Origin of the sequence: Flavobacterium sp. F52 (genome assembly GCF_000278705.1) — a bacterium.
Taxonomy (GTDB): domain Bacteria; phylum Bacteroidota; class Bacteroidia; order Flavobacteriales; family Flavobacteriaceae; genus Flavobacterium; species Flavobacterium anhuiense.
This window is the reverse complement of the sequence record NZ_AKZQ01000023.1, coordinates 62,229-83,550: the sequence shown is the minus strand read 5'-3', so window position 1 is coordinate 83,550 and position 21,322 is coordinate 62,229. Positions and strand designations below refer to the sequence as shown.

General features: G+C 33.0%; 26 protein-coding genes. 1 reads left to right on the top strand and 25 read right to left on the bottom strand.

Annotation, left to right across the window (positions count from 1 at the left end; genetic code table 11):
• Positions 1-51: 51 nt before the first annotated feature.
• The 7 genes from FF52_RS07620 to FF52_RS07590 form a co-directional block, all read right to left on the bottom strand.
• The gene (locus FF52_RS07620; RefSeq protein WP_008464358.1) at positions 52-516 is read right to left on the bottom strand and encodes a UpxY family transcription antiterminator; all 465 of its coding nucleotides are present in this window, start codon (positions 514-516) and stop codon (positions 52-54) included.
• 72 nt (positions 517-588) lie between these two features.
• The gene (locus tag FF52_RS07615; protein ID WP_008464356.1) at positions 589-1,980 is read right to left on the bottom strand and encodes a UDP-glucose 6-dehydrogenase; all 1,392 of its coding nucleotides are present in this window, start codon (positions 1,978-1,980) and stop codon (positions 589-591) included.
• A gap of 26 nt (positions 1,981-2,006) precedes the next feature.
• Entirely contained in the window at positions 2,007-2,990 is a 984-nt protein-coding gene (locus FF52_RS07610; RefSeq protein WP_008464353.1) for an SDR family oxidoreductase, read from the bottom strand.
• 10 nt (positions 2,991-3,000) lie between these two features.
• Complete coding sequence (locus tag FF52_RS07605; protein WP_008464352.1) at positions 3,001-5,445, bottom strand: polysaccharide biosynthesis tyrosine autokinase; 2,445 nt, start codon at positions 5,443-5,445, stop codon at positions 3,001-3,003.
• Positions 5,446-5,459: 14 nt separating this feature from the next.
• The gene (locus FF52_RS07600; protein ID WP_008464351.1) at positions 5,460-6,251 is read right to left on the bottom strand and encodes a polysaccharide biosynthesis/export family protein; all 792 of its coding nucleotides are present in this window, start codon (positions 6,249-6,251) and stop codon (positions 5,460-5,462) included.
• Between the two features lie 64 nt (positions 6,252-6,315).
• Positions 6,316-6,936: a recombination mediator RecR gene (gene recR / locus FF52_RS07595; protein WP_008464349.1), complete on the bottom strand. Its 621-nt coding sequence runs from the start codon at positions 6,934-6,936 to the stop codon at positions 6,316-6,318.
• Between the two features lie 151 nt (positions 6,937-7,087).
• Positions 7,088-7,453: a CoA-binding protein gene (locus FF52_RS07590; RefSeq protein WP_008464347.1), complete on the bottom strand. Its 366-nt coding sequence runs from the start codon at positions 7,451-7,453 to the stop codon at positions 7,088-7,090.
• A 153-nt stretch (positions 7,454-7,606) separates the two neighbouring features.
• Here FF52_RS07590 and FF52_RS07585 point away from each other — a divergent pair, with 153 nt between their 5' ends.
• Complete coding sequence (locus FF52_RS07585; protein ID WP_008464345.1) at positions 7,607-8,233, top strand: MarC family NAAT transporter; 627 nt, start codon at positions 7,607-7,609, stop codon at positions 8,231-8,233.
• A gap of 78 nt (positions 8,234-8,311) precedes the next feature.
• Here the strand turns inward: FF52_RS07585 and ctlX are convergent, their stop codons facing one another.
• The 18 genes from ctlX to rplF all read right to left on the bottom strand — a co-directional run bounded on the left by ctlX (position 8,312) and on the right by rplF (position 21,317).
• A complete protein-coding gene (gene ctlX / locus FF52_RS07580) occupies positions 8,312-9,247 on the bottom strand; it encodes a citrulline utilization hydrolase CtlX (RefSeq protein ID WP_008464343.1) in 936 nt (311 codons plus the stop codon).
• A 64-nt stretch (positions 9,248-9,311) separates the two neighbouring features.
• Positions 9,312-10,226, bottom strand: a complete 915-nt coding sequence (locus FF52_RS07575) for a dimethylarginine dimethylaminohydrolase family protein (protein WP_008464340.1) — start codon at positions 10,224-10,226, stop codon at positions 9,312-9,314.
• 62 nt (positions 10,227-10,288) lie between these two features.
• Entirely contained in the window at positions 10,289-11,566 is a 1,278-nt protein-coding gene (locus FF52_RS07570) for a citrate synthase (RefSeq protein ID WP_008464338.1), read from the bottom strand.
• 153 nt (positions 11,567-11,719) lie between these two features.
• Positions 11,720-13,012: a phosphopyruvate hydratase gene (gene eno, locus FF52_RS07565; protein ID WP_008464336.1), complete on the bottom strand. Its 1,293-nt coding sequence runs from the start codon at positions 13,010-13,012 to the stop codon at positions 11,720-11,722.
• Between the two features lie 112 nt (positions 13,013-13,124).
• Positions 13,125-14,234, bottom strand: a complete 1,110-nt coding sequence (gene carA / locus FF52_RS07560) for a glutamine-hydrolyzing carbamoyl-phosphate synthase small subunit (RefSeq protein WP_008464334.1) — start codon at positions 14,232-14,234, stop codon at positions 13,125-13,127.
• Positions 14,235-14,479: 245 nt separating this feature from the next.
• The gene (rplQ, locus tag FF52_RS07555) at positions 14,480-14,971 is read right to left on the bottom strand and encodes a 50S ribosomal protein L17 (protein WP_008464331.1); all 492 of its coding nucleotides are present in this window, start codon (positions 14,969-14,971) and stop codon (positions 14,480-14,482) included.
• A 62-nt stretch (positions 14,972-15,033) separates the two neighbouring features.
• The gene (locus FF52_RS07550) at positions 15,034-16,026 is read right to left on the bottom strand and encodes a DNA-directed RNA polymerase subunit alpha (protein ID WP_008464329.1); all 993 of its coding nucleotides are present in this window, start codon (positions 16,024-16,026) and stop codon (positions 15,034-15,036) included.
• 21 nt (positions 16,027-16,047) lie between these two features.
• Positions 16,048-16,653 carry a 30S ribosomal protein S4 gene (gene rpsD, locus FF52_RS07545; protein ID WP_008464326.1) on the bottom strand — a complete coding sequence of 202 codons (606 nt, stop codon included), beginning with the start codon at positions 16,651-16,653 and terminating at the stop codon, positions 16,048-16,050.
• Positions 16,654-16,744: 91 nt separating this feature from the next.
• Positions 16,745-17,128: a 30S ribosomal protein S11 gene (rpsK, locus tag FF52_RS07540; RefSeq protein WP_008464324.1), complete on the bottom strand. Its 384-nt coding sequence runs from the start codon at positions 17,126-17,128 to the stop codon at positions 16,745-16,747.
• An 8-nt stretch (positions 17,129-17,136) separates the two neighbouring features.
• Positions 17,137-17,511: a 30S ribosomal protein S13 gene (gene rpsM / locus FF52_RS07535; RefSeq protein WP_008464322.1), complete on the bottom strand. Its 375-nt coding sequence runs from the start codon at positions 17,509-17,511 to the stop codon at positions 17,137-17,139.
• Positions 17,512-17,513: 2 nt separating this feature from the next.
• Positions 17,514-17,630, bottom strand: coding sequence for a type B 50S ribosomal protein L36 (gene ykgO / locus FF52_RS23400; protein WP_002987490.1), 117 nt, complete (start codon positions 17,628-17,630; stop codon positions 17,514-17,516).
• Between the two features lie 12 nt (positions 17,631-17,642).
• Positions 17,643-17,858, bottom strand: a complete 216-nt coding sequence (gene infA, locus FF52_RS07530; protein WP_007136545.1) for a translation initiation factor IF-1 — start codon at positions 17,856-17,858, stop codon at positions 17,643-17,645.
• A 7-nt stretch (positions 17,859-17,865) separates the two neighbouring features.
• Positions 17,866-19,212 (bottom strand): preprotein translocase subunit SecY, encoded by a 1,347-nt coding sequence (gene secY, locus FF52_RS07525; protein WP_008464318.1) that lies wholly within the window; start codon positions 19,210-19,212, stop codon positions 17,866-17,868.
• 13 nt (positions 19,213-19,225) lie between these two features.
• Entirely contained in the window at positions 19,226-19,678 is a 453-nt protein-coding gene (gene rplO, locus FF52_RS07520) for a 50S ribosomal protein L15 (protein WP_008464317.1), read from the bottom strand.
• 11 nt (positions 19,679-19,689) lie between these two features.
• Entirely contained in the window at positions 19,690-19,872 is a 183-nt protein-coding gene (rpmD, locus tag FF52_RS07515) for a 50S ribosomal protein L30 (RefSeq protein WP_008464315.1), read from the bottom strand.
• Between the two features lie 12 nt (positions 19,873-19,884).
• Complete coding sequence (gene rpsE / locus FF52_RS07510) at positions 19,885-20,409, bottom strand: 30S ribosomal protein S5 (protein WP_085949269.1); 525 nt, start codon at positions 20,407-20,409, stop codon at positions 19,885-19,887.
• Between the two features lie 3 nt (positions 20,410-20,412).
• Positions 20,413-20,763 (bottom strand): 50S ribosomal protein L18, encoded by a 351-nt coding sequence (gene rplR / locus FF52_RS07505; protein WP_008464310.1) that lies wholly within the window; start codon positions 20,761-20,763, stop codon positions 20,413-20,415.
• Between the two features lie 11 nt (positions 20,764-20,774).
• The gene (gene rplF, locus FF52_RS07500) at positions 20,775-21,317 is read right to left on the bottom strand and encodes a 50S ribosomal protein L6 (RefSeq protein ID WP_008464308.1); all 543 of its coding nucleotides are present in this window, start codon (positions 21,315-21,317) and stop codon (positions 20,775-20,777) included.
• Between the last annotated feature and the right edge of the window lie 5 nt (positions 21,318-21,322).

Below are 21,322 nucleotides of genomic sequence, written 5' to 3'. Positions count from 1 at the left end.
AAAAATCTAAAAAAAGACTTCTCTTCTGTTAATTTTTATTTGATAACGTCGTTATTTATATTTTATTTTTAGAACACATCCTAAAGTTTCCAAGATTAGAGTATAATAATTATTAGAAACTTCTTGAACAATTGCATTTTGATTAATAAATGCACCTGATTCTAATTTGATTTTATCTCCCACTTGAAGCGCGGAAACAGTAACCTCACTAATATTTGTTGCTTTAAGACTATTTTTTATCGCTTCGATTTCCTGATCTTTTACAATTGCGGGCTTCCCTAACCAAAATAAATATCTTACAACTCCGGCAACCTGAAAAACTAAATTCCTGTCTGAATCTTCCAATTGAACAAAAACATAAGAATTAAAAAGCGGAGCTTCAATCTTTTTTTTTCTATCAGACCATTGCTTAATTTGGGTAATAAGTGGGCAATAGCATTCAATTCCTAATTGATTAAGCTTATCGGCAACTTTTTTCTCCCATTTAGGTTTTGTATAAACTACATACCAATTCATCATTTTATTTATAACGAAGCAAACCTTACTACTTCACATTTTCACATCCTTTTACTTCACCATCATACAAACTTACGAACCTATCCCATTGTAAACAAAACCGATTGATTCTAATTCTTTAGCATTTAAAATGTTTCTTCCGTCAAAAACAAAAGCGGGCTTATGCATAGAATCGTAAATCTTTTTCCAGTCATAAGTAGTAAATTCATCCCATTCTGTTAAGATTGCAATTGCATGAGCATCCTTACAAGCCTCATAAGCATTATCAAAGACATTCAACGCTTTTACGTTTTCTTCATTTGCTCTTGTTTCTAAATAGTTAAGATCGTTTAACATCTTATTTTCAGAGACTTTTGGATCGTAAACAGAAATATTGGCTTGCTCATTTATTAAGTCGTCAGCTACATAAATCGCGGCAGATTCTCTTGTATCGTTTGTATCTTTTTTGAAAGCCCAGCCTAAAAAAGTAATTTTTTTATCGGCTACTGTATTGTATAATGTTTGGACGATTTTATTTGAGAATCTTCTTTTTTGATGATCGTTCATAATAATGACTTGTTCCCAATAATCTGCAACTTCATTTAATCCATATGACTTTGCTATATAAACTAAATTCAGAATATCTTTTTGAAAGCAAGAACCACCAAATCCAACAGAAGCTTTTAAAAATTTAGAACCGATTCTGCTATCCATTCCTATTGCCCTTGCCACTTCATTGACATCAGCACCCGTTTTTTCACATAATTCAGACATCGCATTAATAGATGAAATTCGTTGCGCTAAAAATGCATTTGCAGTCAATTTAGACAACTCTGACGACCAAACATTTGTTGTTAAAATCTTTTCTTTGCTTACCCAATTTGCATAAACGTCTACTAAAGCGTTAATCGCTTCCTCGCCTTCAGGAGTAGTATCTCCACCGATTAAAATTCGATCTGGATTTAACAAATCTGTAACAGCAGTACCTTCTGCTAAAAATTCTGGATTAGACAAAATTTGAAACTGAACACCGTTTCCGGTATTATCTAATATACTTTTGATAGCTTCGGCAGTTCTAACTGGCAAAGTTGATTTCTCTACAACTATTTTATTTTGTTTTGCTACTCTTGCAATTTGTCTTGCGCATAACTCAATATATTTTAAATCGGCTGCCATTCCTTTCCCTTTACCATAAGTTTTGGTTGGAGTATTTACCGAGATAAATATCATTTGTGCTTCATCTATTGCTTTATCAACATCTGTAGAAAAAAAGAGATTTCTACCTCTTGCCTCTGCCACAATTTCAGACAAGCCAGGTTCATAAATTGGAATATTTTCAGGATTTGGGTCATTCCAATCTGCGATTCTTTGTTCGTTTAAATCAACAACTGTAACCTGAATGTGTGGACATTTTTGTGCTATAACTGCCATGGTTGGCCCACCAACATATCCTGCGCCAATGCAGCAAATTTTTGTAATTTTCATTTGATCTATTTTATTTTGATCTGTTTTTATTTTAAATTATTCCAATACCATCCCACAGCTTCTTTCAATCCATCTTGCAAAGAATATTTTGGATTATACCCTAATATCTTTTTTGCTTTTTCAATGCTCGCCAGTGAATGCGGAATATCTCCTGCTCTGTTTTCTCCATAAATAACCTGAACGTCCTTTATTTTCGGATCAAACTCTGATAAATATTCTTTTAAATATTTAACCAAATCATTTAATGTATTTCTATCACCAAATGCAGTATTGTAAACTGAATTAATGGCTTCTGGATTTTGAGAAGTCATTGCCAATTCATTCATCTGAATAACATTATCGATATAAGTAAAATCACGAGAGTAATTTCCATCTCCATTAATTACAGGACTTTCATGATTCATAAACTGTTTTACAAATTTTGGTATTACTGCAGCATACGCTCCGTTAGGGTCTTGTTTTCTTCCAAAAACATTAAAATAACGAAGGCCAATTGTTTCTAAACCATAGGTTTTACTAAAAATTTCCGCATACAGCTCATTTACATACTTAGTAATGGCATAAGGAGACAATGGTTTTCCTATAACATCTTCTACTTTTGGCAGTCCCTGAGAATCTCCATAGGTTGAAGAGCTAGCGGCATATACAAATCGCTTTATTTTAGCATCACGAGCTGCTGTAAGCATATTTAAAAATCCAGAAACATTTACTTCATTGGTCGTAATTGGGTCTTTTATTGACCTTGGAACAGAACCTAAAGCAGCTTGATGTAAAACATAATCTACTCCTTCTACTGCTAAATTACAATCTGCTAAATTTCGAATATCACCTTCGATTAATTTAAAATCAGGATTGCTTAAAAAATCTTTCAAATTATGACGATGCCCTGTGGAAAAATTATCCAAACAGACAACTTTATAGCCTAAACCTAAAAAATACTCGGTCAAGTTTGAACCTATAAATCCAGCTCCTCCCGTAATTAAAATTGTATTTTTTATTTTGTTTTCCATTTATCTAAATTTAGCTTTTTCTAACTCGATTTATAAATGCTTTCCAAAATCCAACTTTAGCTTCTTCATGGTAACCATTCGAATAAGCTCCATAGCCGTATCCATAACCGTAACCAGTACCATATTTAGCTTTATTTTCATAACCATTCAATACAATACTCACATTGCTTAACTCACCACGTTTCAGTCTGGTATTTAACAACGTTATCATATCTTTCTTAGTATAATTCTGCCTTACGATATACAATGTTACATCTGCAAACTGAACTAATTCTAATGAATCTGCCACTAAACCAACCGGCGGAGTATCCAAAACTATGTAATCATATTTCTGTTTCAATTCATCAATCAATTCCTTCATTCCATCACTTAAAATTAATTCTGAAGGATTTGGTGGAATTGGTCCAGAAAGAATTACATCTAAATTTGGAATTGGTGTCGAATTGGTAATTTCCTCTAAATTATTTTGTTTTATTAAATAATTGACAACACCCAAAGGTGATTTTATTTGAAATTCATCTGCCAATCTGGGTTTTCTCAAATCTAAACCAACAATTACCGTTTTCTTTTCGCTTAAAGCGAAAACCGTAGCAATATTTATAGAACAAAATGTTTTTCCTTCACCACTAATAGAAGAAGTAATCATTAATGTTTTTGATCCACTAACTTGCTGTTTTTTGTACAAAAACTGAAGTGACGATCGAATCCCTCTAAATGCTTCCGAAAGCGCTGATTTTGGCTTATCAAAAACTGCCAAACTTCCAGAATCCTTATTAACCCCAATTACACCAAGTAACGGAATTTGAGTCAATTTACTAATATCCTCTGTATTCTGAATTGAATTATTAATGAAAAAAATCACCAGGACAAACAGTAAAGGAATTAAAATTCCTAAAAATAAAGCCATTACATAATTTACAGAAGTCTTAGGACCTATCAAACCTCCTCCAATATCTTTTGCTGGATCAATAAAATGAATGTCTGACAAGTTAGACGCTCTGACAATTTCTGCTTCATTTCTTTTTTGAAGAAATTCTGTATAGATGTTATCATTTAAATCATATTTCCTTTTGATTTTCAATAACTCTTGCTGTTCAGCCGGAAGTCTTTTTACTGTACTTTCAGCTTGACCAATTTTTGCGTTTATCAAAGATAAGTCATATAACAAAGAAGCTTTTGCCGTAACAATATTCTCTTGGAGAACATTTTTTACTGCCGCCATTTGATTATCAAAATCTTTAAATATTTTTTCACTTTTTACAGCATAAGCCATTTCTGATCTTTGAGTAGAAAGTGCAATAAGTTTAGAAACATTCGCTACTATATTTGGATCTTCAATTCCTGCAACAGAAGGAGCAGGCAATCTCGAATAATCAACACTGCCGTTTAAATATGATTTTAACGAATTGTAATAAGCTATTTTTCTCGTTAACTGATCTTTTTGAACATCAAAATCCATTATTTTCTCTGAAACTCTGGAACCGCCGTCTTCTATTTCATAAATATTCTTATCCTTTTGAAAAGATTTTAGTTCGTTACCAGTCTGCTTAAGCTGAGATTCCATTGCCACAAGAGTACTATCAATAAACCTAATAGTATTTGTGGCAAATTGATTTTTGCCATCGAGCTGAATTTTGATAAGCATTTTTACAGTAGAATTCAAATAATCAACCATTCTGGTTTTATTTGTTCCCTGCATTGACAAAGTCAACAGTGACCCACCGCTTTTACCAGAATCTACATTTATTCCTTTATATCGAGATACCGTCCCGTCAAAATCATTAAATCTGACAAAATATTCTTTACCCTTGTAAAAACCTGGATTATCATTTATTTGTAGCTTCCAATTCAAAAACGGGAGATTTACGGTTTCCCCAACTTTGTATTTTTTTATGAAGGTTACAGGCTGTACAGAAGTATTGCTATAAGAATTATTGCTATATGTAATCAATGAAACGGAGTTGCTTTCAAATGGAATCTGAATTTGATATTCGTTTTCATTTAAAAACTTTATATTAATTAATGAATTTACAATCTGCCCTTTTGTCTTATCAATATCGATATAAAATGGAACAGCGCCGTAAGAGTCTATTAAATTGTATTTTCCTTGCTGCAAATAATCAATATAAAACTGAAGTTTATCTACAACCAATTCATTATGAGATCTTGACTGAAGAATTGTAGAAATTCCATTTACTTGATCAGAGATTCCTCCCCAATTAAAAACTAAACTTGTATTTGACGTAAAAAAAGGGTTGCTTTCTTCTTTGATAGAAATCATCGTCTGCATTTCGTAAATTTTTTCTTTACGAATATTTATCTGATAAGCAATTGTAAAAGTAATAATCAAACTGGCAAGAAACCATTTCCAGTAACTGGCAATTTTCAACAAAAACCCTTTAAAATCAAAATGAGAATGATTTTCAAAAATGGCGAAGTCTTTAATATCTAACATTTTTAAAATCTATTTTATTTTATAATTAGGTAAACTGTTGTAGCTAAAGATAACAATGTAATTATTGTCCCAATAGATTGTATTCCTGTTTGACCGGTTCCCCAAGTTTTTTGTCTCAATGGTTTTACATAAATATAATCATTCGGCTGTAAATAATAATAAGGTGATTTCATTACATTCACATCAGTAAGGTCAATATTATGCATTTGCACACCTGTTGGAGTCTGACGAATTACTGTTACTTCTTTTCTATTACCCACTGTTGTTATATCACCTGCATTTGCAACAGCCTCCAAAATAGTTACATTCTCTTTAAACAATGTTTTTGTTCCTGTATTTCCAACTTCTCCGTTAATGGTATATCTAAAACCCGCCAATTTAACAGTTACAAAAATATTAGCCTCACTTTTAAAATATTCTTCTAGTAATTTCTTTTCAATTTTTACGCGAACTTCTTCAAGAGTATAACCAATCACATTTACTTCTCCGAGAATTGGCATTCTAATATTTCCATGGTCATCAACTGTAAAACCGTCAAAGTATAACCCTGCTTCAGATTTACTAGTTTGACTAGATTGATTTTCTGTAGTATTAAAAATAGAAACTAGCTTAGAATCAATTGCTTTTATATTAATACTTAAAACATCATTGACTTGTAATCTATATGGTTTTGATTCGACAGCAGAAATTGCTGTTTGTTCTCCCGAATCATTTTTGTCCTGAAGATAAACTAAATCTTTAATCGGAATACATGAAGTAAATAATGTGGAAATTAATAAAAATAGAAAAAAACTTTTTTTTGTCATTCGTTCAGTTTATTGCAACTATATCCCCCTTCATCATCCAGGAAACATAGCTAGTATTTGGGGGTTAATTATTTTTAAATGTCTTCTCAAAAGGGACTCTGTGTAAAATACTTCGTCCTAACGTTATTTCGTCTGCATATTCCAATTCATCTCCAACCGATATTCCTCTTGCAATTGTTGAAATTATAATATCAGAATCTGCAATTTGCTTATAGATGTAAAAATTGGTTGTATCTCCTTCCATAGTTGAGCTTAATGCAAAAATAATCTCCGCTACATTTCCAGATTTTACTTTTGTCACCAAACTAGAAATATTCAACTGATTGGGGCCAACTCCTTCAATTGGAGAAATTTTTCCGCCAAGGACATGATATATTCCTTTAAACTGTCCAGTATTTTCTATTGCCATCACATCTCTAATATCTTCGACAATACATATTGTCTCGTGATTTCTAATTGGATTAGCGCAAATTTCACAAATTTTAGTATCAGAAATATTATGGCAGCTTTCACAAAATTTAATATCCTCTCGCATATTTAATAATGCTTGCGATAAAAAGGCCGTTTGTTCCTTAGGTTGTTTCAACAAATGAAGAACCAATCGAAGTGCTGTACGTTTACCAATACCTGGCAATTGCGACATTTCGTTTACTGCTTTTTCAATTAATTTTGATGAAAATTCCATGACGACAAATGTAATACTTTTAATGGTTTAGCCTACACTACAACCATTAAATTCAAGCCTTAACGATATTTAAAAATTATTACGAAACCCCTTTCTTTTCTATCCAAAATAAATGCATTATACAAACCTATTTCTAAGATATTTAAAAAGTTTAATATTGATTTGTAGCTAACAAAACTAAGGTGCAAGCAACTTCTACATCAATACTATTAGACTCTAACAATTGATAGAATTCTGGGTTTTCTGTTCCTGGATTAAAAATTACACGTTTAGGATGCGATTCTATAATATAATTATAATAATCTCTTTGACGAACAGGATTTAGATACAAAGTAATGGTATCGATATTTTTAACTGGCATTGCCTTAGTCTGAATTTTTACTCCTGCAACCTCTCCCGCTTTTTGTCCAATTGCTAATACTGAATGCCCTTTACCAACCAACATATTAACAGCTCTAAAAGAGTAACGTTCTGGATTTGTAGATGCTCCTATAACTAATGTTTTTTTACTTTTCATAGTTTTTATTTAGACTGCAAAAGTAATCAAAAAAGAATGATTAAGTCCTACATCTTTGATTCAGAATCGATAACCAATAAAAACATAATCATAACATATTTTCATGCAAAAGCATCAAAAAATAACTACATTTACTCCACTAACCAATATCATATGGAATTATTCATTTATCTATTTGCCGCATTGTTTTCGGTATTAAATCCAATAGGAACAGTACCCATTTTCGTCGGATTAACGCAACATGATTCGCAAAAAGAAAGATCCCGAATTTCTCTTTGGACTGCTATTAATGTTTTTATTATATTATTGGTTTCTTATTTTATTGGCCAATATGTTCTAACTTTTTTCGGCATTAGTATAGACGCCCTAAGAATAGCTGGCGGAATTGTAATTGTTAACTCTGGATTTTCTTTACTCTCTGGTAAATTCAATAAAAAACGAGGGATCAACAAAAAAATTGAAAATGAGGCACAACACAGAAATGATATTGCTCTTACACCATTAGCAATACCAATGCTTGCCGGGCCAGGATCAATGTCTCTTTTAATTGCTTTTTATCAGGAACATCATCAAATAAACGAAATCATAATTTCGTCATTAGCCATTTTTGCTATTGCTGTAGCTATTTTTGCTATTTTAAAAAGCGCACATTATTTAGCTAGAATTTTAGGAGCATCAGGAATTGTTGCTATTTCAAGAATTGTTGGTTTTATAGTTATTTCTATCGGCATTCAATACATTGTAAGTGCCATCGTTAATATTATTAAAGGAAATTTCTAGCTCAAATCATATTCTAAAAAAGAAAGGGATAAAATCTTAATGACTTTTATCCCTTTCTTTTTTACTAAATATTTTCTTTTAACTTCTTGGCAAGAAAACTTCTGCCATCATACATCTGGCGCTTCCTCCTCCACAAGCTTCGATTGTATCTAAACTTGAACTTAAAATTTCTGCATGATTTTCCAGTTGCGCAATTTGTTTTGGAGTCAAACTTTGATGTGCAGAACCACTCATTACAATATATCTCTTATCATCTTTCCCACGAACTTCAAGCATATTTCCAGCAAAATTATTTACCTGATCTTCTGTAATTAAAATAATCTCTTTCTTATCTTCTTTTAGATTATCCAAAACCATTTTGCGTTCTTTTTTATCATCAATAGAATCTGCGCAAATAACTGCAAAAGTTTCGCCCAAACACATCATCACGTTAGTGTGATAAATCAGTTTACGCTCACCATCAACAGTTTGAAAAGCTTCAAAAATTACAGGAGCATAATCAAAATCTTCACAGAATTCTATAAACAATTCTTCATCGGCTCTTGGAGATAATGCGCAATACGCTTTTCCGTTTGCTCTGTCTAATAATAAGCTCCCTGTCCCTTCTAAGAAAATACCATCTTCTTCTGCAGAAGTATAATCCATGATATTAGAAATTTCAAATCCTTTTTCTTCCAAAGTATCTAAAATATCTTCTCGACGTTCTTGACGACGATTTTCAGCAAACATTGGATAAAGAGCTACATCTCCATTTTCATGAAATGAAACCCAATTGTTTGGAAAAATACTATCTGGAGTATCAGTCTCTAAATTGTCATCAATAACAGTTACATCAACACCAACCGCTCTTAGCTTTTCTACAAAAGCATCAAATTCCTGCTGCGCTTTAGCATTAACTGTGCTAGCCAAAAGCCCATCCAATACTTTTTGATAATAGTTATTTACAGCCGTCTGTTCATTCATTCTGAATGCAACTGGCCTAATCATCACGATAGCATTAGTAGTTTGTTTCATTTTTATATTTTTTTGTTCAGGTTTCAGGTTTCAGGTCTTGTAAAAACTTGAAACAAAACTATTCTTAGTCTCTAATTAATGGAAGTGTTGAACATCTTAGTAATCCTTCTTGTTTCGAAATTTCAGCGTATGGAATCTCTTCAACCGTAAAACCATTTTCACGAAGCCAGTTATTCAATCTCGTAAAATTCTTCTCAGAAACCACTATATTTTCATCGATCGAAAATACGTTTGAGAACATATTATACATTTCGTTTCTCTCAATATGAAATAGATTTTCTTTTCCGAAAAGCTTCACTAGATAAAGATAATCTGCTTCTTCTCTAAAACCTCTTTTATAGATTATCCCTTTATCTTTTCCTACTGGCTGAAAACAGCAGTCTAAATGCAATGCATTATCTCTTGCTTCTAATTTTGATTTTACTAAATCAAATTCCTTTACAATCTTATTAGGAAACAAAGATTTAATATAATTTACGCCATGCATGTTTGTTCTTGCAGTTATGTAATCTTTATAATCGCTCCCTTTATAAGTCCCAATAAAAATATGATCATTCCAAAGCATAACATCTCCACCTTCTATATGAACTTCTTCTGGAGGACGAACTACTTTTAACGGATCAATCTGATCAATTACATATTGAATAGCATCCAATTCGCGTTCTCTATCTGGCAGAATATTAGATTTTACAAAAACATCGTCAATTACAAATCCAATATCACGAGCAAAAATCTGATTGTAATTTTCAATCATTTCTGGACGATAAACAGTTACATCATATTTCTGAAAAACAGCATTAAAAGCCTCCATTTCAGCAACCATATCTTTTTCTACAGGATAAGTTCCTGCCTTAATATGTTCCAATGATTTAGGGTCATAAGCCTCTTCTATAGTTGGAGTTGGACCATTATGAACAGCAGAACCCAGAACTACAGCACGAAGCCGAGACGTTTCGTTCTTTACATTTAATTGCAACATAACTTTATTATATTTTGAGCAAATATAAAAAAAGCTTCACAGTAAAGTGAAGCTTTCGTTTTTTATTTATTAGACTTAAATTCTCTTAAAGGATGCCCTGTATAAATTTGTCTTGGTCTTCCGATTGGCTCTTTATTTTCACGCATTTCTTTCCATTGTGCAATCCAGCCTGGTAATCTTCCAATTGCAAACATTACAGTAAACATATCAGTTGGAATTCCTAAAGCTCTGTAGATAATTCCAGAATAGAAGTCAACATTTGGATATAAATTTCTTGACTTGAAGTACTCATCTTCAAGAGCTGCTTTTTCTAATTTTCTTGCAATATCTAAAATCGGATCTTCAACACCTAAAGTTTCTAATACTTCTGTTGCTGCTTTTTTGATAATTTTAGCTCTTGGATCGAAGTTTTTGTAAACTCTGTGACCGAATCCCATTAAACGGAATGGATCATTTTTATCTTTCGCTTTCGCTAAAAACTTATCTGTATCTCCACCGTCTTTGTTAATTTCTTCAAGCATTTCAAGTACCGCTTGGTTTGCTCCACCGTGAAGTGGTCCCCAAAGTGCAGAAACTCCTGCCGAAACTGAAGCAAATAAACCAGCATGAGAAGAACCTACCATTCTAACTGTAGATGTAGAACAGTTTTGTTCGTGATCTGCGTGAAGAATGAATAATTTATCTAACGCATTTACGATTACTGGATTTGCTGCATAAGGTCCTGTAGGCAATTTAAACATTAATTGCATAAAGCTTTCTACATAACCTTTTGTATTATCATAGTAATTTAAAGGATACCCCATAGATTTTCTATAAGTCCATGTAGCGATCACTAAAAATTTTGCCATTGTTTTACAAATAGCTTCGTACATTTCTTTTTCGTTATCAACGTTAACTGCTTTAGGGTTAAAAGCTGTTAAAGCGCTTGTTAAAGCAGATAACACTCCCATTGGATGAGCTGTTTTAGGGAAACCGTCAATGATATTTTTCATTTCTTCGTTTACCAAAGAATGTTTTTTAATACCATTTTCAAAATCTTCTAATTGTGCAGCAGTAGGTAATTCACCAAAAATCAAAAGATATGAAACTTCTAGGAAGCTTGCTTTTTCAGCAAGATCTTCGATAGAATATCCTCTGTAACGTAAAATTCCTTCTTCTCCATCTAGGAAAGTGATTTCACTTGTACAAGATCCCGAATTCTTATAACCTGGATCTAGTGTAATATAACCTGTTAAATCACGTAATTTGTTAATATCGATAGCTGATTCGTTTTCACTCCCTGTGATTACTGGAAGCTCAACCTTTTTACCATCTATTTCTAATGTAGCTATTTTTGACATAATATACTGAAAATAATTCTTTAAATAATAATTTATCAAATCTAATGAATTTAAGACTAATTAAAAAAAGAATACTGCTATGAATTTGTTAAAAGTCCAAAAAAAAACCATCCGCCGCGGCGGATGGTTTTTTCCAATATATAATTTGCAGAATTATTTGATTTTAAAAGCATTTAAACCAGGGAAATAAGCTGTACTTCCTAGTTCTTCTTCAATTCTCAATAATTGGTTGTATTTAGCCATACGATCTGAACGAGAAGCAGAACCTGTTTTAATTTGACCACAGTTTAAAGCTACCGCTAAGTCTGCAATTGTATTATCTTCAGTTTCTCCAGAACGGTGAGACATTACAGATGTATATCCAGCGTTTTTCGCCATGTTTACAGCAGCAATTGTTTCAGTTAAAGTACCAATTTGGTTTACTTTTACTAAAATTGAGTTTGCAATTCCTTTTTCAATACCAGTTGATAAACGAGCAACATTAGTAACGAATAAATCATCACCTACTAACTGTACTTTATCTCCAATCTTTTCAGTTAAAGCTTTCCATCCATCCCAGTCATCTTCGTACATACCGTCTTCGATAGAGATAATTGGATATTTAGCCGCAAGTTCAGCTAAGTATTCAGCTTGTTCAGCAGAAGTTCTGATTTTTCCAGTTTCACCTTCAAATTTAGTGTAATCGTATTTACCATTTACATAAAACTCAGAAGCAGCACAGTCAAGAGCAATCATAATCTCGTCACCGAAAGAATATCCTGCTTTTTCAACTGCAAGTTTGATAGTATCTAAAGCATCTTCAGTTCCACCAGCTAAGTTTGGAGCAAAACCTCCTTCGTCACCTACTGCAGTACTTAAACCTCTGTCGTGTAATACTTTTTTCAAGTTGTGGAAAATTTCAGTTCCCATTTGCATAGCATGTGTAAAAGAAGTTGCTTTTACCGGGAAAATCATAAACTCTTGGAATGCGATCGGCGCATCAGAGTGAGAACCTCCGTTGATGATGTTCATCATTGGAACTGGTAATGTATTAGCAGAAACACCACCTACGTATCTGTATAACGGCAATCCAAGCTCGTTAGCAGCAGCTTTTGCAGCAGCTAAAGAAACACCTAAAATAGCGTTTGCACCTAATTTAGATTTGTTTGGAGTACCATCTAAATCAATCATTAATTGGTCAATTGTGTTTTGTTCGAAAACAGAAGTTCCAACTAATTCTTCAGCAATAATAGTATTTACATTATTCACTGCATTCAAAACACCTTTACCCAGATAAGCTTTACCTCCATCACGTAATTCAACAGCTTCGTGCTCTCCAGTTGATGCTCCAGATGGAACAGCAGCTCTACCTAAAACTCCATTTTCAGTTACTACATCAACTTCAATAGTAGGATTACCTCTAGAATCAAGAATTTGTCTTGCGTGAACTTTAATTATAATACTCATTATTTTTGTTTTTTATTAATAAATTATATTTTTTTTTCCGAAATTATAAAAATATTTAATACTATAAACGAGCTTTACTCATTAAACCCGTTTATTTATTAACTACATCGTTTTAGACTTTGCTAGTTTTAATATTCTCCACAAATTGATCAAATAAATAAGAAGAATCATGTGGTCCAGGACTAGCTTCTGGGTGATATTGGACTGAAAAACAATTCTTATTTTTCATTCTCATTCCAGCAACAGTGTCATCATTTAGGTGTATATGTGTAAGCTCTAATTCTGGATGACCTTCTAAAGCTTCTCTTTTTACAGCAAATCCATGATTTTGAGAAGTAATCTCTCCTTTACCAGTAAGAAGATTTTTTACAGGATGATTAATACCTCGGTGTCCACCAAACATTTTGTAAGTCTGAACCCCATTGGCTAAGGCAATAATCTGATGTCCTAAGCAAATTCCAAACAAAGGCTTATCATCTGCAATGATTTTTTTAGCAACATCTATTACTCCATGTAACGGATCTGGGTCACCAGGTCCATTTGATAAGAAATAGCCATCTGGATCAAATGCGCTCAATTCTTCATAAGTTGTGTCATAAGGAAAAACCTTAATATAACAATCTCTCTTTGCAAAGTTTCTTAGAATATTCTTTTTAATTCCCAAATCAAGCGCTGAGATTTTATATGTCGCATTTTCATCTCCAACAAAATAAGGCTCTTTCGTAGACACTTTTGATGCCAGCTCAAGACCTTCCATATTTGGAACATTTGCTAATTCTTTTTTAAGATCTTCAATTGAAGTTCCATCTGTACAAATAACAGCATTCATTGCACCATTATCGCGAATGTAACTTACAAGAGCTCGAGTATCAACATCAGAAATACAAATAAGATTTTGTTTTGTAAAATAATCCTCTAGACTTCCTGAAGCACCTTCCCTAGAATAATTAAAACTAAAGTTTTTACAAACTAAACCAGCAATTTTCACGCTGTCTGATTCAACTTCTAAATCATTTATACCGTAATTCCCGATATGCGGATTAGTAGTAACCATAATTTGACCAAAATACGAAGGATCTGTGAAAATCTCTTGATATCCTGTCATTCCAGTATTAAAACAAACTTCACCAAAAGTTTTACCGCTAATACCGATAGACTTTCCGTGAAAAATTGTTCCATCACTTAGTAATAAAATGGCGCTTTGTCGTGTTGTGTATTTCATTATTTAATTTGTATTGTTTTTTTAATCAAGTTATAAAACCTAATCAAGGTTTTAAGTGTAATTAGAATTTTGCAAATTTACTTCTTTAAAATAGCCCTTCCAAGATTTTTTAAAACTTTCACTCGTAAAAATAAAACCTATCATTTTAAATAAGTTAGATTTTTGCAGTTTCAAAAAAATCAAAAAAAAAGGATAAACTAAAAATTAGTTTATCCTTTATCTTTATAGAATGATTACTTTCATAATTATTCAGAAGCTTCAGTAGTCGTTTCTGATTCAGCAGCAGGGGCTTCAGGAGCAGCAGTTTCAGCTTTTTTAGCTTTACCACCACGACGGCTTTTCGCTTTTTTAACTTCTTTTTTACCTCCGTTGTAAAGTTCATTGAAGTCAACAAGTTCGATCATCGCCATATCAGCGTTATCTCCCAAACGATTTCCAACTTTAATGATACGGGTGTATCCACCTGGACGGTCACCTACTTTAGCAGCAACATCTCTGAACAAATCAGTTACAGCGTATTTGTTACGTAAGTAAGCAAAAACAATACGACGATTGTGAGTCGTATCCTCTTTTGATTTTGTGATTAAAGGCTCAACAAATTGTTTAAGCGCTTTAGCTTTAGCAACAGTAGTGTTAATACGTTTGTGCTCAATAAGAGAACAAGCCATATTAGCTAACATAGCTTTTCTATGTCCAGTCTGTCTGCTTAAGTGGTTGAATTTTTTTCCGTGTCTCATGACGTGTTTTTTTTATCTTCATCTTGCTACAATCCACCATGGAGAGCAAAATATGAAGTAAATTATTCTTTATCTAATTTGTATTTAGCTAAATCCATTCCGAAAGTTAAATTCTTCACTGCAACAAGTTCATCAAGTTCAGTTAAAGATTTTTTACCAAAATTACGGAATTTCATTAGGTCATTTTTATTGAACGATACTAAATCACCAAGTGTATCAACTTCAGCCGCTTTCAAGCAATTTAATGCTCTCACAGATAAATCCATATCAACAAGCTTAGTTTTAAGCAATTGTCTCATATGCAATGACTCTTCATCATACGATTCTGTTTGTGCAATTTCGTCAGCCTCAAGTGTAATTCTTTCGTCAGAGAATAACATGAAATGGTGAATTAAAACTTTAGCAGCTTCAGTAAGAGCATCTTTAGGATTAATAGATCCATCAGTTTTGATTTCAAAAACTAATTTTTCGTAATCTGTTTTTTGCTCTACACGGAAATTTTCGATTGCATATTTTACATTTTTTACCGGAGTAAAAATTGAATCTGTAAAAATCGTTCCAATTGCAGCATTCTGTTTTTTGTTCTCTTCAGCAGGCACGTATCCTCTACCTTTTTCGATAGTTAAATCGAAATTCAATTTGATTTTAGAATCTAAGTTACAGATAACAAGGTCTGGATTTAGAACTTGGAAACCTGAAATAAATTTCTGAAAATCACCTGCTGTTAATTGATCTTTACCAGAAACAGAAATAGTAACTGATTCATTATCGATATCTTCGATCTGACGTTTGAAACGTACTTGTTTTAGATTAAGGATAATTTCGGTAACATCTTCAACAACACCTGAAATAGTAGAAAACTCATGATCTACACCTTCGATACGAACAGATGTAATTGCATAACCTTCTAATGCTGAAAGCAAAACTCTTCTAAGTGCATTACCAACTGTCAATCCGTAACCAGGTTCCAAAGGTCTAAATTCAAATTTACCTTCAAAATCGGTTGAATCGATCATGATAACTTTATCGGGCTTTTGAAAATTAAATATTGCCATAAATTTCGACTAAGTCAATTATTATTTGTTGTACAACTCTACGATTAATTGTTCTTTAATGTTTTCTGGAATTTGAAGTCTTGCAGGTACAGAAACGAAAGTTCCTTCTTTAAGATCATTGTTCCAAGTAATCCATTCATAAACATGACTTGAATTTGATAAAGAACGTTCGATAGCTTCTAAAGATTTAGATTTTTCACGAACTGCAACTTTATCACCAGGCTTAAGGTGGTAAGAAGGAATATTAACTACCTCTCCATTTACAGTAATGTGTCTGTGAGAAACGATTTGACGCGCACCTCTTCTAGATGGAGCAATTCCCATTCTAAAAACAACATTATCTAATCTTGCTTCGCATAATTGTAATAGAACTTCACCAGTTACTCCTTTAGTCGCTGATGCTTTTTCGAATAAATTTCTGAATTGTTTTTCTAAAATTCCATAAGAATATTTAGCTTTTTGCTTTTCCATTAACTGAACAGCGTACTCAGATTTTTTTCCTCTTTTTTTAGCCATCCCGTGTTGTCCAGGTGGGTAATTTCTTTTTTCGAAAGATTTATCATCTCCGAAGATTGCCTCGCCAAATTTACGAGCGATTTTGGTTTTAGGACCAGTATATCTTGCCATTTTAAAAAAAATTTTAAGGTAGAAATTATGAATTCAGGTCTAATCCTTCGATAATTTATGTTCTACCTTGATTATACTATAAAATAAAAAATTAAACTCTACGTCTTTTTGGAGGACGACATCCGTTGTGTGGCATTGGAGTAACATCAATAATTTCAGTAACTTCAATTCCACCGTTATGAATAGAACGGATAGCAGACTCACGTCCGTTACCTGGTCCTTTTACATAAACTTTCACTTTTTTAAGTCCTGCCTCAAGTGCTACTTTAGTGCAATCTTCTGCTGCCATTTGAGCTGCATAAGGAGTGTTCTTTTTAGAACCTCTGAAACCCATTTTACCAGCTGAAGACCAAGAGATAACTTCACCTTTCTTATTAGTCAAAGAAATAATAATGTTATTAAAAGTGGCAGAAATATGAGCCTCACCCGTTGATTCAACGATAACTTTACGTTTTTTTGCAGTTGCTTTAGCCATATTACTTATTATTTAGTTGCTTTTTTCTTGTTAGCAACAGTTTTTCTTTTACCTTTTCTTGTTCTTGAGTTGTTTTTAGTTCTTTGTCCTCTTAATGGAAGACCAGATCTGTGACGAATTCCTCTGTAACATCCAATATCCATTAAACGTTTAATGTTTAAAGAAATTTCAGAACGTAATTCTCCTTCAATTTTGTAAAATGAAACAGCTTCACGAATTGCTCCGATTTCATCATCATTCCAATCTTGAACTTTTTTATCTTGGCTAACTTGAGCTTTTTCTAAAATCTCAATAGCTCTACTTTTTCCTAATCCGAAGATATAGGTAAGTGCAATAACACCTCTTTTGTTTTTTGGGATATCTACCCCTGCTATTCTTGCCATAATTATCCTTGTCTTTGTTTAAATCTAGGATTCTTTTTGTTTATTACGTACAGTCTCCCTTTTCTACGCACGATAATGCACTCGGCACTTCTCTTTTTTACTGATGCTCTAACTTTCATAGTGAATATCCTTTAATATCGATAAGTAATTCTTGCTTTTGACAAATCGTAAGGACTCATTTCTAGTTTCACTTTATCACCAGGTAATAATTTGATGTAATGCATTCGCATTTTACCAGAAATATGAGCAATTACAATATGTCCATTTTCTAACTCTACACGGAACATAGCATTTGACAATGCTTCTATAATTGATCCGTCTTGTTCTATTGCTGATTGTTTTGCCATAAATATATTAAGCTACCGCTTTTCTATTTTTACCAGTCTTCATTAAACCATCATAATGTTTGTTTAACAAGTATGAATTGATCTGTTGAATAGTATCTATTGCAACACCAACCATAATTATTAATGAGGTACCTCCAAAAAACATTGCCCAAGATTGTTGTACATCCATAATACTTACAACAATAGCTGGGAACACAGCAATCAAAGCAAGGAATAAAGATCCTGGGAAAGTTATTAAAGACATCACTTTATCAAGGAAATCAGAAGTTTCTGCTCCTGGACGTACGCCTGGGATAAAACCACCGCTTCTTTTTAAATCATCAGCCATTTTGTTAGTAGGAACGGTGATTGCAGTATAAAAGAATGTAAATACAATAATTAAAGTTGCAAAAACAAAATTATACCAGAAACCAAACATATTACTAAATGCACCAACAATAGATTGTGATGTATCTGATTTAGACAATCCAGCCACAGCTGCAGGGATAAACATAATTGCCTGAGCAAAGATGATTGGCATAACCCCAGAAGCATTAAGCTTTAGAGGAATCCATTGTCTATTACCTCCTGCCAAATCTTGTTCGTAATCTCCAGTTGTAGTACGACGAGCATACTGTACTGGGATTTTACGTACCGCCATTGTAAGCAATACACAAGAAATGATAACTAACAGCCACACAATAATTTCAATAACTAATAACATTGGACCTCCATTGTTATTGGTAACACGAGTTGTAAACTCTTGGATAAAAGCTTGTGGTAAACGAGCTAAAATACCAACCATAATTAACAATGAAATACCATTTCCAATACCTTTATCTGTAATTTTTTCCCCAAGCCACATAGCAAAAATTGTACCAGTAACTAAGATAATAACAGACGAGAACAAAAATTCAGGCGAATTAAAGCCTAGCAAAAATGCATTACTAGGCAATGTTCTGTATAAATTATAGATATAAGTTGGACCTTGAACCAATGTGATAGCGATTGTCAACCAACGAGTGATTTGATTAATCTTTTTTCTACCACTTTCCCCATCATTTTGAAGTTTTTGTAAATATGGAATCGCAATTCCCATCAACTGAACAACAATAGACGCAGAAATATAAGGCATGATACCTAAAGCAAAAACTGAAGCTTTAGAGAAAGCACCCCCGGTGAACATGTCTAGAATAGATCCTAGACCATTTTTAGTTTGTCCCGCTAAACCAGTCAATTGCGTTGCGTCAATTCCAGGAAGCGTAACGTGTGCTCCAAAACGATATACTAAAAGTAATCCTAAAGTAATTAAGATTCTATTCTTTAGTTCTTCGATTTTCCAAACATTACTTATTGATTCAATAAATTTCTTCATCTTAATAGATAAGTTATATAGTTACAGCTTCTCCACCAGCAGCTTCAATAGCAGCTTTTGCAGTAGCAGTAAATTTGTGGGCAGTTACTTTTAATTTTGCTTTCAATTCTCCTCTACCTAAAATCTTAACGATTTCATTTTTAGAAGCTAGACGATTTGCTACGAAATCTGCCATTGAAACAGAATCAGTAATTACACCGTTATCAACTAATAATTGAAGAGTATCTAAATTAACACCTTCGTATTCTTTACGATTGATGTTTTTGAAACCAAACTTAGGTACACGTCTTTGAAGTGGCATTTGTCCTCCTTCAAAACCAATCTTTTTAGAATAACCAGAACGAGATTTTGCTCCTTTGTGTCCACGTGCAGCAGTACCACCTTTTCCAGAACCTTCTCCTCTACCTAATCTTTTATTTTGATTGTGTGTAGATCCTTCAGCAGGTTGTAAGTTACTTAAATTCATAACAGTATTTGTTATTTAGCTTCTTCAACAGAAACTAAGTGTTTAACTTTGTTTATCATCCCAAGGATAGCAGGATTTGACTCATGCTCCACAACTTGTCCAATTTTGCGTAGACCTAAAGCCTCCAACCCTCTCTTTTGAGAAAGAGGACAGTTGATTTTGCTTCTTACTTGTTTTACTAATAATTTAGCCATAATTTCCTTGAATTAACCTTTAAAAACTTTCTCTAAAGAAACCCCTCTTTGTTTCGCAACAGTGTGAGCGCTTCTCATTTGCAATAAAGCATCAAAAGTTGCTTTTACTACGTTATGTGGATTTGATGATCCTTGAGATTTAGACAATACATCGTGAATACCTACTGACTCAAGAACTGAACGAACAGCTCCACCAGCAATAACTCCAGTACCATGAGATGCTGGAATTAAGAATACACGTGCACCACCAAATTTACCTTTTTGTTCGTGAGGAACAGATTGTCCATTTAAAGGAATTCTAACTAAGTTTTTCTTAGCATCTTCTACTGCTTTCGCAATTGCTTCAGAAACGTCTTTAGATTTTCCTAATCCGTGACCAACTACTCCATTTTCATCACCTACAACTACAATAGCAGAAAAACCAAAAGCTCTACCTCCTTTTGTAACTTTAGTAACACGATTAACACTAACTAGACGATCTTTTAATTCAAGACCACTAGGTTTTACCAATTCTACATTTTTGTATTTAGACATAATATATTAGAATTTAAGTCCAGCGGCTCTTGCGCCTTCTGCTAATGATTTAATACGACCGTGATATAAATATCCACCTCTATCAAAAGTGATGGTATCAATCCCAGCTTTTAACGCTTTCTCTGCAACTAGTTTTCCAACAGCAGCAGCTACTTCAACGTTAGTACCTTTTCCTATTTCTTTTTCTCTAGAAGATGCAGCTAAGATAGTAACTCCATTTACATCATCAATAATTTGAGCGTAAATTTCTTTATTACTTCTAAAAACAGAAAGTCTAGGTCTTGCAGCAGTACCACTAACCGATTTTCTAATTCTGAATTTAATTCTCTGTCTTCTTTCAGATTTTGTTAATGACATAATCTTATATTTTAAGCTGATTTACCTGCTTTTCTTCTTAATACTTCACCCACAAATTTAACACCTTTTCCTTTGTATGGCTCAGGCTTACGGAAACTTCTGATTTTCGCAGCAACTTGACCTAAAAGTTGTTTATCAAATGATGTTAATTTTACGATAGGGTTCTTACCTTTTTCAGATATTGTTTCTAAAGATACTTCTGGAGCAATTTCTAAAACAATATTGTGAGAATATCCAAGAGCTAAATCTAATTTTTGACCCTGGTTTGAAGCTCTGTAACCAACTCCAACTAATTCAAGTTCTTTTGTAAAACCTTCAGATACACCTACAATCATGTTATTGATTAAAGCTCTGTATAATCCGTGTTTTGCTCTTTGGTCTTTATAATCAGACGATCTTTCAACTGAAATCTGATCGCCTTCAACTTTTACAGTTACGTCCGAGAACTCCTGAGTTAGTTGACCTTTCTTTCCTTTTACTGTAACAACACCTTCGTTAACTTCAACAGTTACACCTGCAGGGATTACAATTGGACTTTTACCTATTCTTGACATCTTAT

Excerpts from the sequence above, each read along its gene's own strand:
- FF52_RS07620 (WP_008464358.1), bottom strand. The coding sequence starts at position 516 with ATGAATTGGTATGTAGTTTATACAAAACCTAAATGGGAGAAAAAAGTT.
- FF52_RS07615 (WP_008464356.1), bottom strand. The coding sequence starts at position 1,980 with ATGAAAATTACAAAAATTTGCTGCATTGGCGCAGGATATGTTGGTGGG.
- FF52_RS07610 (WP_008464353.1), bottom strand. The coding sequence starts at position 2,990 with ATGGAAAACAAAATAAAAAATACAATTTTAATTACGGGAGGAGCTGGA.
- FF52_RS07605 (WP_008464352.1), bottom strand. The coding sequence starts at position 5,445 with ATGTTAGATATTAAAGACTTCGCCATTTTTGAAAATCATTCTCATTTT.
- FF52_RS07600 (WP_008464351.1), bottom strand. The coding sequence starts at position 6,251 with ATGACAAAAAAAAGTTTTTTTCTATTTTTATTAATTTCCACATTATTT.
- recR (WP_008464349.1), bottom strand. The coding sequence starts at position 6,936 with ATGGAATTTTCATCAAAATTAATTGAAAAAGCAGTAAACGAAATGTCG.
- FF52_RS07590 (WP_008464347.1), bottom strand. The coding sequence starts at position 7,453 with ATGAAAAGTAAAAAAACATTAGTTATAGGAGCATCTACAAATCCAGAA.
- FF52_RS07585 (WP_008464345.1), top strand. The coding sequence starts at position 7,607 with ATGGAATTATTCATTTATCTATTTGCCGCATTGTTTTCGGTATTAAAT.
- ctlX (WP_008464343.1), bottom strand. The coding sequence starts at position 9,247 with ATGAAACAAACTACTAATGCTATCGTGATGATTAGGCCAGTTGCATTC.
- FF52_RS07575 (WP_008464340.1), bottom strand. The coding sequence starts at position 10,226 with ATGTTGCAATTAAATGTAAAGAACGAAACGTCTCGGCTTCGTGCTGTA.
- FF52_RS07570 (WP_008464338.1), bottom strand. The coding sequence starts at position 11,566 with ATGTCAAAAATAGCTACATTAGAAATAGATGGTAAAAAGGTTGAGCTT.
- eno (WP_008464336.1), bottom strand. The coding sequence starts at position 13,012 with ATGAGTATTATAATTAAAGTTCACGCAAGACAAATTCTTGATTCTAGA.
- carA (WP_008464334.1), bottom strand. The coding sequence starts at position 14,234 with ATGAAATACACAACACGACAAAGCGCCATTTTATTACTAAGTGATGGA.
- rplQ (WP_008464331.1), bottom strand. The coding sequence starts at position 14,971 with ATGAGACACGGAAAAAAATTCAACCACTTAAGCAGACAGACTGGACAT.
- FF52_RS07550 (WP_008464329.1), bottom strand. The coding sequence starts at position 16,026 with ATGGCAATATTTAATTTTCAAAAGCCCGATAAAGTTATCATGATCGAT.
- rpsD (WP_008464326.1), bottom strand. The coding sequence starts at position 16,653 with ATGGCAAGATATACTGGTCCTAAAACCAAAATCGCTCGTAAATTTGGC.
- rpsK (WP_008464324.1), bottom strand. The coding sequence starts at position 17,128 with ATGGCTAAAGCAACTGCAAAAAAACGTAAAGTTATCGTTGAATCAACG.
- rpsM (WP_008464322.1), bottom strand. The coding sequence starts at position 17,511 with ATGGCAAGAATAGCAGGGGTAGATATCCCAAAAAACAAAAGAGGTGTT.
- ykgO (WP_002987490.1), bottom strand. The coding sequence starts at position 17,630 with ATGAAAGTTAGAGCATCAGTAAAAAAGAGAAGTGCCGAGTGCATTATC.
- infA (WP_007136545.1), bottom strand. The coding sequence starts at position 17,858 with ATGGCAAAACAATCAGCAATAGAACAAGACGGATCAATTATAGAAGCA.
- secY (WP_008464318.1), bottom strand. The coding sequence starts at position 19,212 with ATGAAGAAATTTATTGAATCAATAAGTAATGTTTGGAAAATCGAAGAA.
- rplO (WP_008464317.1), bottom strand. The coding sequence starts at position 19,678 with ATGAATTTAAGTAACTTACAACCTGCTGAAGGATCTACACACAATCAA.
- rpmD (WP_008464315.1), bottom strand. The coding sequence starts at position 19,872 with ATGGCTAAATTATTAGTAAAACAAGTAAGAAGCAAAATCAACTGTCCT.
- rplR (WP_008464310.1), bottom strand. The coding sequence starts at position 20,763 with ATGTCATTAACAAAATCTGAAAGAAGACAGAGAATTAAATTCAGAATT.
- rplF (WP_008464308.1), bottom strand. The coding sequence starts at position 21,317 with ATGTCAAGAATAGGTAAAAGTCCAATTGTAATCCCTGCAGGTGTAACT.